The organism is Paenibacillus albiflavus (assembly GCF_004344915.1).
Lineage (GTDB): Bacteria > Bacillota > Bacilli > Paenibacillales > NBRC-103111 > Paenibacillus_AM > Paenibacillus_AM albiflavus.
In genome coordinates this window covers 25839-32510 of the sequence record NZ_SKFG01000032.1, presented here as the reverse complement: position 1 = coordinate 32510, position 6672 = coordinate 25839, and the positions used below count along the sequence as shown (strand labels likewise).

Sequence of the window (6672 nt, the reverse complement as noted above, 5' to 3'; positions counted from 1 at the left end):
TAAAAAAATTCCGAACTTCGGAAACTAATTACCGAAAAAATGCCCAAAGTTGCCGCATCGCGCCCGGCAGTACAGTTGGGGGACGCTGCGAGAGTGCAAACGGCAAAAAAATTCCGAACTTCGGAAACTAATTACCGAAAAAGTGCCCAAAGTTGCCTCATCGCGCCCGGCAGTACGGTTGGGGGACGCTGCGAGAGTGCAAACGGTAAAAAAATTCCGAACTTCGGAAACTAATTACCGAAAAAATGCCCAAAGTTGCCGCATCGCGCCCGGCAGTACAGTTGGGGGACGCTGCGAGAGTGCAAACGGCAAAAAAATTCCGAACTTCGGAAACTAATTACCGAAAAAGTGCCCAAAGTTGCCTCATCGCGCCCGGCAGTACGGTTGGGGGACGCTGCGAGAGTGCAAACGGTAAAAAAATTCCGAACTTCGGAAACTAATTACCGAAAAAATGCCCAAAGTTGCCGCATCGCGCCCGGCAGTACAGTTGGGGGACGCTGCGAGAGTGCAAACGGCAAAAAAATTCCGAACTTCGGAAACTAATTACCGAAAAAGTGCCCAAAGTTGCCTCATCGCGCCCGGCAGTACGGTTGGGGGACGCTGCGAGAGTGCAAACGGTAAAAAAATTCCGAACTTCGGAAACTAATTACCGAAAAAATGCCCAAAGTTGCCGCATCGCGCCCGGCAGTACAGTTGGGGGACGCTGCGAGAGTGCAAACGGCAAAAAAATTCCGAACTTCGGAAACTAATTACCGAAAAAGTGCCCAAAGTTGCCTCATCGCGCCCGGCAGTACGGTTGGGGGACGCTGCGAGAGTGCAAACGGTAAAAAAATTCCGAACTTCGGAAACTAATTACCGAAAAAATGCCCAAAGTTGCCGCATCGCGCCCGGCAGTACAGTTGGGGGACGCTGCGAGAGTGCAAACGGCAAAAAAATTCCGAACTTCGGAAACTAATTACCGAAAAAGTGCCCAAAGTTGCCTCATCGCGCCCGGCAGTACGGTTGGGGGACGCTGCGAGAGTGCAAACGGTAAAAAAATTCCGAACTTCGGAAACTAATTACCGAAAAAATGCCCAAAGTTGCCGCATCGCGCCCGGCAGTACAGTTGGGGGACGCTGCGAGAGTGCAAACGGCAAAAAAATTCCGAACTTCGGAAACTAATTACCGAAAAAGTGCCCAAAGTTGCCTCATCGCGCCCGGCAGTACGGTTGGGGGACGCTGCGAGAGTGCAAACGGTAAAAAAATTCCGAACTTCGGAAACTAATTACCGAAAAAATGCCCAAAGTTGCCGCATCGCGCCCGGCAGTACAGTTGGGGGACGCTGCGAGAGTGCAAACGGCAAAAAAATTCCGAACTTCGGAAACTAATTACCGAAAAAGTGCCCAAAGTTGCCTCATCGCGCCCGGCAGTACGGTTGGGGGACGCTGCGAGAGTGCAAACGGTAAAAAAATTCCGAACTTCGGAAACTAATTACCGAAAAAATGCCCAAAGTTGCCGCATCGCGCCCGGCAGTACAGTTGGGGGACGCTGCGAGAGTGCAAACGGCAAAAAAATTCCGAACTTCGGAAACTAATTACCGAAAAAGTGCCCAAAGTTGCCTCATCGCGCCCGGCAGTACGGTTGGGGGACGCTGCGAGAGTGCAAACGGTAAAAAAATTCCGAACTTCGGAAACTAATTACCGAAAAAATGCCCAAAGTTGCCGCATCGCGCCCGGCAGCACGGTTAGAGATTGCCGCATAGCCTGGTGCTAGTATCACCGCTATTTTTCTTTAAAGGACGTGTATATATGCTGTTAGAGGTTATAGCAATAACAACCGAGGATGCTCTGATTGCATCCGCACATGGAGCTAATCGGATTGAATTGATTACGGGATTTATGGAAGGTGGATTAACTCCGAGTATCGGTCTGATTGAGCAGGTGGCGCAACAAGTCAGCATTCCAGTACAAGTCATGGTGAGACCGCATAGTCGTTCATTTGTATATAGCAAATCCGATGTCGCAACGATGGTTCAGGATATCAAAGCCATTCGGCAGTATGGACGTAATGGGATTGGAATTGTCGTAGGCGTACTAACTGAAGCTGGACTTATTGATACATATACGCTTGAGCATATCTTGGATGCTTCACAGGATCTGGACGTTACGTTCCACCGTGCATTCGATGAAATTGCCGATCAGGAGCAGGCCTATGAACAGTTGTCCAACTATTCGCAAATTAAGCGAGTGCTCACTTCTGGCGGGAAGCCGAGTGTGCTTCAAGCAACAGATCGGATCAAACGTTTAGTCGAGATGAGTAAGACTTCACATGTCGCAATTCTCGCTGGCGGTGGACTTCATACAAATGCATTAGCTGAATTCATTGAGGAAACAGGAGTTAAAGAAATTCATTTAGGAACAGCGGTACGTGGACCTATGGGAGCTAATGATCTTGTAGAAAGCGATAAAATGCATACCGTACGCGCTATTTTGGATCAAATGATAGGAAAGAAGATCAAATGAAAGATAAAGAGCTGTTTAGAATCAAATGTAAGGCAGATGAACTTCCTAAATTGATGAATGCGATGATGCAAGATGGGGTAACGATAGAAAATCTTCAGTTTCTATGTATCGGAACGGATCGTTCAACTGGGGATGCTGTTGGTCCGCTAGTTGGTTCCTTGTTAGAAGAAGCGGGATACGATCACGTAATAGGAACGCTCGCCTATCCATGCGATTCTTCCAATCTTGCGGAGCGAATCTCAGAGACTGATCCTCGTCGAAAGGTGCTGGCAATCGATGCATGCCTAGGCCATCCTTCATCTGTATGGCATTTTCAAGTGGCGAATCAACCGCTAGTTCCAGGAAAATCCTTGGGTAAGGGGCTTCCAGCAGTTGGAGATTATAGCATAGCTGCAATCGTTGGTATCGACGGTCCCAAACCGTATGCCGTACTTCAGACCACTTCTCTACATCGCTCGATGCAGATGGCTAAAGCGATCGCAAATGCAATTATGGCGGCATATCCTGTTCAAATTAAGGACGTGAACCCAAGATGAGTATGCGAATGGGTGGCGGGGCATTACCAGTAGATGAGATTTTAGATCATTTAAAAGAAACGCTCCATGCGCATCAGAATGCGGTTCTTGCTGCACCTCCTGGAGCGGGTAAGACAACTCGTATACCACTTGCCATTATGAATGAACCTTGGTTAGGTGGTAAACGAATTCTTATGCTTGAACCAAGACGATTAGCAGCAAGAACAGCTGCGCGTTATATGGCAGCAGCGATTGGTGAGCAAGTCGGGCAGACAGTAGGCTACCGAGTGAAGCAGGATACAAGGGTCAGTGCGAAGACGAGGATAGAAGTGATTACTGAAGGTGTACTGACTCGCATGCTTCAAGCTGACCCCTCACTGGAAGACGTTGGGATTGTTATTCTGGACGAATTTCACGAACGAAGTTTGCATGCGGACCTGGGACTTGCGCTCTGTCTTCAATCGCAAGCGGTATTGCGGGAAGATTTGCGTCTGTTAATTATGTCAGCAACCCTGGATATGACTGCAATTGCAGCATTATTGCATGATGCGCCGATCATTCAGAGTGAAGGACGCGCGTTCCCTGTGGAAACGCGCTATTTGCCATCTCCGGTTGAAGGGCGAATGGAAGCTGCCGTTGTTCGAGTTATTCGAGAGGCAATGGCTGCTGAAGAGGGAGATATGCTTGTTTTTCTGCCAGGTATTGCAGAAATTCGACGTGTTCAAGTTTTGTTTAGTGAACGTCCATTTGAGGAAGCTGTTCGTATTGCACCGCTGCATAGCAGTTTGTCTCAAGAGGCACAGGATGCAGCTATTTCGCCTGCTAAGCAAGGCGAACGCAAAATCGTGCTAACGACTTCAATCGCTGAGACGAGTTTGACTGTACAAGGCGTGCGCATCGTTGTGGATAGTGGTCTGATGCGTGTATCTAGTTTCTCTCCTCGTACAGGGATGTCGCGACTAGAAACCGTACGCGTGACTCAGGCATCGGCTGATCAGCGTCAAGGAAGAGCGGGAAGAACGGAAGCAGGTGTCTGTTATCGACTCTGGACAGAGCAGGAGAATCGACAACTCGCGCCGCATACGACACCTGAGATCAGAGAAGCAGATCTTACAGCGCTAGCGCTGGAGCTTGCAGCATGGGGCGTGCATGATCCAGCCGAGCTGCAGTGGCTTGATTTGCCGCCAAAGGCGGCGTATACCCAAGCTTGCGCATTGCTGCGCGAGCTTGGTGCGCTCCATGCTAACGGAGCGATTACGCCGCATGGGCGGCGAATGGCCGAGCTTGCGCTGCATCCGCGGCTCGGCCATATGCTGCTCAAGGCCGCTTCGCTCGGCCTTGGCGCACTTGCGTGCGAGCTCGCTGCTTTGCTCAGCGAGCGCAGCTTCCTCCGCGGCGACGCCAGCGCGGAGGTGGACCTGCGACTGCGCGTCGAGGCGCTGCGCCGCAGCAGCGGTGCTGCTGTGAGCGGCTCGCGCGACTACGCAGTCGCGCAGCGTATCGCTGCAGAAGCAAGCCAGCTGCAGCGAATGCTCGGCATCGCGGAGCCAGACGATCGTGATCATCACGATCTGTCCGCTTGCGGCTTACTGCTTGCTCTCGCGTACCCCGATCGCATCGCACAGCTTCGCACAACAGGCCGCTTCCTGCTAAGCAGCGGTCGCGGCGCGATGATTGCTCAGCTCCAGCCTCTATCTAACGCTCCCTATCTGGTCGCCGCTGAGCTTGACGATCAAGGAGCGGATAGTCGAATCTATCTCGCTGCACCATGTGATCTAACTGATCTTATGCAGCTAGCTGAAGATGGGCTAGCAGTCTGTGATCAGGAAATGATAACATGGGATGATATATCTCAGGCAGTGCGTACTCGCAAGCAGCTTCGATTAGGCGCCCTCGTGCTTAAAGATGGACCACTAGCAGATCCTGATCCTGAATCGATACTGCATGCGCTAATAGAAGGAATTACTCATTTGGGCTTGCAGACGCTTCCTTGGTCGAAGGCAGCTAGTCAGCTAAGACGAAGAATTCAGTTCATGCATCAGCTTGAACCTGAGCTGTGGCCGGATATGTCGGATCAAGCGCTGCTGGATTCTGCAATCGACTGGCTAGGACCGCATTTATATGGGATTAGAAGCATACAAGAGCTTAAATCTGTGCAAATGTCGGCCATATTGGAATCGATGCTGTCATGGGAGCAGAAGCGTGAACTTGATGAATTCGCACCGACACATTTGGTTGTTCCAAGCGGTTCACGCATTCCGATTGATTATAGCGATGTGTCGGCACCTGTTCTTGCCGTTAGGCTGCAGGAAATGTTCGGTCTTGAACGTACGCCAACAATCGGAAGAGGACGTATCCCGCTCACGATTCATTTGCTGTCGCCTGCCCATCGGCCAGTTCAAGTGACACAAGATTTAACAAGTTTTTGGACTAACACGTATTATGAGGTACGCAAAGACTTAAAAGGTCGATACCCGAAGCATTATTGGCCAGATAACCCATTAGAAGCGATCCCAACAAGCCGTGTACGGCCGAAGACATAAAGGGGCTGCTATTCGATTATAAAAAAGCCTTCAGTTCCACATTTATAGTGGTTCTGAAGGCTTTTTCTCAATACTTCCTATACGGATTATTTAAGCCATAATTCCCAAATCTGCTTGCCAATCAGCACAACTGTGATTCCGATAAACAGCGGTTTGACGTAGGCAGCTCCACGTTTGATCGCAACACGTGATCCTACGAGAGCCCCCGCGATCATTGCAAGTCCCATAGGAATTCCGTATCCATAGGCAATTGAGCCTAGCATCGCAAACGTTATGAATGCTGCAAGATTGGAGGCAAAGTTAAGCAGCTTAGCATTGCCAGATGCCTTAACAAAATCAAATCCAAGCATTAGAAAGACGAAAATGAGGAACGATCCCGTCCCTGGACCGAAGAAACCATCGTAGAAACCGATACAAGTTGCAGCAACAATAAGCAGGATGATTTTTTTGGCTGTAACCCCGCTATAAGTCGATTTGGCACCCCAGTTTTTCTTGAATAACGTGTAAATGGTCACGACAATGAGCAGAATGACAACAAGCGGCCTAAGAAATTCGGATGGTAAAGCAGTGACACTGTAAGTGCCTAATGCTGCGCCAATAAAGGATAACGGGAATAAACGTGCAACGAGCTTCAATTCGATTTTGCCAGACAATAAGAAGGATGTTGTACTCGTTATGGAGGACATCGTGCTTGCCAGCTTATTCGTTCCAAGTACGAGATTAGGCGGCAATCCCAAAGCAAGCAAGGCGGGGACGGATATGATGCCTCCACCGCCAACAACTGAATCAATGAATGCAGCGATAAAGCCTGTAGCGATTAATAATAGCAGAATGTCTATAGAAGGTAATTCCACGAATAGTCAAGCCTCCACATGTCTGAAAATTGTGATTTCATGCAATCTTATTCGTTTATAATAGGGTAACTGTCAGGCACGTGCAAGCTATTTTTCTTACTTTGACCCCAGAGCATCAAGCGGCATATGGTGTAGCTAAGCAGTTATATCTAGTGAGAGGCGTAGATGCATATGTTTGCTAAAGCTGTGACCTGTGCCCAAATAACCAAACGCAAAATCATAAGCCGAATACGGTCATTACTTATCCATATATTAGTGG

At 49.3% G+C, this 6672-nt stretch carries 4 protein-coding genes; 3 read left to right on the top strand and 1 reads right to left on the bottom strand.

The genetic code is table 11. The features are described from left to right. Positions 1-1787: 1787 nt before the first annotated feature. The 3 genes from E0485_RS21175 to hrpB are packed head-to-tail and all read left to right on the top strand — an operon-like array spanning position 1788 to position 5559. Entirely contained in the window at positions 1788-2501 is a 714-nt protein-coding gene (locus E0485_RS21175; protein WP_132420074.1) for a copper homeostasis protein CutC, read from the top strand. After that, positions 2498-3037, top strand: a complete 540-nt coding sequence (gene yyaC / locus E0485_RS21170; RefSeq protein ID WP_132420073.1) for a spore protease YyaC — start codon at positions 2498-2500, stop codon at positions 3035-3037. Before E0485_RS21175 ends, yyaC begins: the two co-directional genes overlap by 4 nt. Then, positions 3034-5559: an ATP-dependent helicase HrpB gene (hrpB, locus tag E0485_RS21165; protein ID WP_235857664.1), complete on the top strand. Its 2526-nt coding sequence runs from the start codon at positions 3034-3036 to the stop codon at positions 5557-5559. Before yyaC ends, hrpB begins: the two co-directional genes overlap by 4 nt. 86 nt (positions 5560-5645) lie before the next feature. On the opposite strand, the gene E0485_RS21160 is transcribed toward hrpB, so the two are convergent. Beyond that, entirely contained in the window at positions 5646-6413 is a 768-nt protein-coding gene (locus E0485_RS21160; protein ID WP_132420072.1) for a sulfite exporter TauE/SafE family protein, read from the bottom strand. Between the last annotated feature and the right edge of the window lie 259 nt (positions 6414-6672).

Bases quoted from the DNA above. Each gene is read 5' to 3' on its own strand.
- E0485_RS21175 (WP_132420074.1), top strand. From the start codon at position 1,788: ATGCTGTTAGAGGTTATAGCAATAACAACCGAGGATGCTCTGATTGCA.
- hrpB (WP_235857664.1), top strand. From the start codon at position 3,034: ATGAGTATGCGAATGGGTGGCGGGGCATTACCAGTAGATGAGATTTTA.
- yyaC (WP_132420073.1), top strand. From the start codon at position 2,498: ATGAAAGATAAAGAGCTGTTTAGAATCAAATGTAAGGCAGATGAACTT.